2 protein-coding genes are annotated in these 3,316 nt (G+C 70.5%); one reads left to right on the top strand and one right to left on the bottom strand.

Features of this window, described 5'->3' with window-relative positions:
- Positions 1–695: hypothetical protein (locus M0P34_RS14520; RefSeq protein WP_291500394.1), on the top strand; the 695-nt coding region annotated here is incomplete at its 5' end.
- A gap of 9 nt (positions 696–704) precedes the next feature.
- Here the strand turns inward: M0P34_RS14520 and M0P34_RS14515 are convergent.
- A complete protein-coding gene (locus M0P34_RS14515) occupies positions 705–3,026 on the bottom strand; it encodes a cache domain-containing protein (protein WP_291500392.1) in 2,322 nt (773 codons plus the stop codon).
- Positions 3,027–3,316 lie beyond the last annotated feature (290 nt).

Below are 3,316 nucleotides of genomic sequence, written 5' to 3'. Positions count from 1 at the left end.
TGGTGCTGGCCACCCTGCGGCTGCTGCACGGCAGCGCCCTGGCCCTGGGCGAGGTCGCCCCGGAGCCCTTCCTGCTGGGCGTGGCCGCGGCCTACTTCCACGACACCGGCCTCATCCAGCACCATGAGGAAACCCAGGGCACCGGCGCCCGGCACACCGTGGGCCACGAGGTCCGCTCGGCGGCGGTCATGCGCGCCTTCCTGGAGCCCCTGGGCATCGGCGCGCAGGACCTGGACGAGGCCGAGGCCATGATCCGCTGCACCGAGCTGGCGGGCGACCCCTCGCAGGTGCCCTTCCGCACGCCCCAGGCCGCCCGGGCCGGGCTCATCCTCGGCACGGCGGACCTGGCCGCGCAGATCGCCGACCGCCACTACCTGGAAAAGCTGCCCCATCTGTTCAGGGAATTCGAGGAGGCCGGCCTGCCCGGGTTCAGCTCCGAGCTGGACCTCATGCTCAAGACCCGCTCCTTCTACGAGCAGGTGGCCAGGCCGCGCATGGACGGCCCCCTGGGAGGGCAGATGCGCTACATGGTCCACCACTTCCGCGAGCGCTGGGGCATCGGCCAGGACCTCTACGCCCTGGCCATATCCCGCAACCTGGCCCACCTGGAGCACGCGCTGACGACCTGCGGCGGCTCCTACGACTGCCTGATGGCCCTGCTCAAGCGCCGCCCGGGGCTGCGCGCAGGCGGCTGAGGCTGCCCGCTACAGCGGCAGGCGGATGACGAAGCTGGCGCCCTGCCCGGGCTCGGAATCCACGGCAAAGGTGCCGCCGTGGTTGCGGGTGACGATGAAGTAGGACACCGACAGCCCAAGCCCCGTCCCCTCGCCCACATCCTTGGTGGTGAAGAACGGCTCGAAGATGCGCTTGCGCGTGGCCTCGGTCATGCCGGGCCCGTTGTCGGCCACCTCCACGCGCACCCAGCCGTCCTCGCGGCGCACGCTCAGGCGCAGGGCGGGCGCAACGCCGTCGCGCAGGGCGCCGCCCATGGCCTGGGCCGCGTTGCGCAGCAGGTTCAGGAACACCTGCTCGATCTCCGTGGCCGCGCAGTTCACGGACGGCAGGTCGGGCTCGTAGTCGCGCACGATCGATATTTTCCTGAAATCGTAGCGCTTCTTGAGGTCGTAATCGCTCTCGGCCAGCTCCACGGCCTTGTCCAGCAGGCTGACCACGTCGCAGGGCATGCGGCTGGACTCGCTGCGGCGGCTGAACTCCAGCATGTTGGCCACGATACGCGCGGCGCGCAGCCCGCTCTGGCGGATGCCCTCCAGGGTGGCGGGGATGCCCCGGCGCTGCATGTAGCCGCGCAGGGCGTCCAGGGTCGTCCCGGCCTCCTCGGCGGCCTGGCGGTTGGCGGGCAGGTCCTCGCCCAGGCGCCGTTGCGCGTTCTGCACGCCCTGGAGGATCCCGCCCAGGGGATTGTTGATCTCGTGGGCCATGCCCGCCGCCAGGCCGCCCACGCTCATCATCTTCTCGGTCTGGACCATCATCTCTTCCATGTGCACGCGCTCGGTGATGTCGACGATGCGCAGCACGACCCCCACGCCGCCCCCCGCCCGCAGGGGGGTGGCCTCGACCTTGCTGTAGACCGTGCGCCCGGCCCGGCGGCCGGGCAGCTTGTCGCGCACCACCGGGCGGTTCTCGCGCAGGGCGGCGGCCACGGCGTCGCGGCACAGGCCCCAGACCGGGCAGACCTCCCCGGCGGGCCGCCCCAGGGCCTCGCCCGGCTCCACGGCAAATTCCTCGGCCGCCCGGCGGTTCCACAGGGTCACCCGGCCATCGCCGTCAAGGCCGATGACCACCGAGGCCATGGAATCCACCACATCCTGCAAATGCGCCCGCGCCCGGGCCTCGCGCTCCTCGGCCTGCTGGCGCTCGGCGACCTCGCGGCGCAACGAGGCGCTGAACTCGCCCATGCGCTCCATGAAGCCGTTGAAATAGCCCGCAAGGTGGGCCATCTCCTCGGTTCCCCCGGGGGCCACGCGCTGGCCGAGGTCGCCCTCGGCGGCCCTGGCGAAACTGCGCCGCAGGACCTCCAGGGGCCGCGACACCGACAAGCCGACCCACAGCGAAAACGGCAGCCCCAGCAGCAGCACCAGGGGCACGGCCACCGCCGCGGCCAGGCGCAGGCTGCGCAGCGGCGCGAAAAATTCGTCGGCGTAGCCCGTGGTCCCGGCGATCCAGCCCAGCTCCGGCAGATAGTTGAAGGTGACGATCTTCTCGCGGGGTTCGTCCTCCCCGGGGTCGCGCCACCAGTAGTAGATCAGGCCCGATTTGCGGGCGACCATCTCCTGGATCAGGGCCATTCCGAGGGCGTCGCGCACATGCATGGCGTTGCCGTGCAGATGCGGGTGGACCATGGCGTTGCCCTCCAGGTCGAAGACCACGGCGTAGCCGTCGCGCCCGAAACGCAGGGAAAGCAGGCCCTCGCGGAAGTCGGCCACGTTGACCAGGGCGCTGAACTCCTCGCGGTAGGAGCTGGCGGAGATGATCCAGTCCCACGGCTCGAAGTAGGTCATGTACAGGGCCTTGGGGCGCAGGTCCGCTTCGCCGGGGTTCTTCCACTGGTATTCGAGGTAGCCCTCGCGGGCGCGGGTCTGCTGGCGGACGAAGGCGAATTCGGACACGTCGCGGCCCAGGTTGCCGGGCCGGGGATGGAAGGTCACCACGCCCTTGCTGTTCAGGCAGTACAGGTAGCCGGTGCGGCCGATGCGCTGGGAGGCCAGGATCTCCGAGGCCCGGGCCTGGGCCTGGTCCCGGGTCAGCTCCCCGGCCTGCTGCCGGGCGTGGAGCCCGGCGATGATCTCGCGGTTCTTTTCGGCCACGGCGCGCAGGTGGTTGCGGATGGACACATCCACCGCCGTGCGCACCGTGGCGGCGATGCTCGACGCGCTGTTGGCCAGCTCGTGTTCGATGCTGTCCTGGAGGGATGCCTTGATCTGAATGTACAGCAGCCCGGTGCCCAGCAGGATGGTCACCGTGAAGATGAGGAAATACCCGGCAAGTATCTTGGTCCGTATTTTCATCCGCCCAACCCGGTCTCGGAGCCTGTTCCGCATCCCCCCCTGCCGCGCCCCGTTCCCGGAAGGCGCGCTGCGCGTCCAGGATAGGCCAATCCGCAGGACAAAGAAAGGAAAGAGTGGCGACAAGACGGCACCGGCGCCAAAAAACCGGCCTGCGAGGGGGCGGTGCCCGGTGCGCCGGGCCGGGCGGGCGGCCCGGCCCTCAGGGCACGGGCCGCCCCAGCAGGCCGCCAACCGTGCCGATCAGCATGCGACGGTCGAGAACGCCCACATGATCCCCGGCCTTTTTCCCG

This window comes from Desulfocurvus sp., from assembly GCF_023230885.1.
Lineage (GTDB): Bacteria > Desulfobacterota > Desulfovibrionia > Desulfovibrionales > Desulfovibrionaceae > Desulfocurvus.
This window is presented reverse-complemented; position numbering and strand designations above follow the sequence as displayed.

Bases quoted from the DNA above. Each gene is read 5' to 3' on its own strand.
- M0P34_RS14515 (WP_291500392.1), bottom strand. From the start codon at position 3,026: ATGAAAATACGGACCAAGATACTTGCCGGGTATTTCCTCATCTTCACG.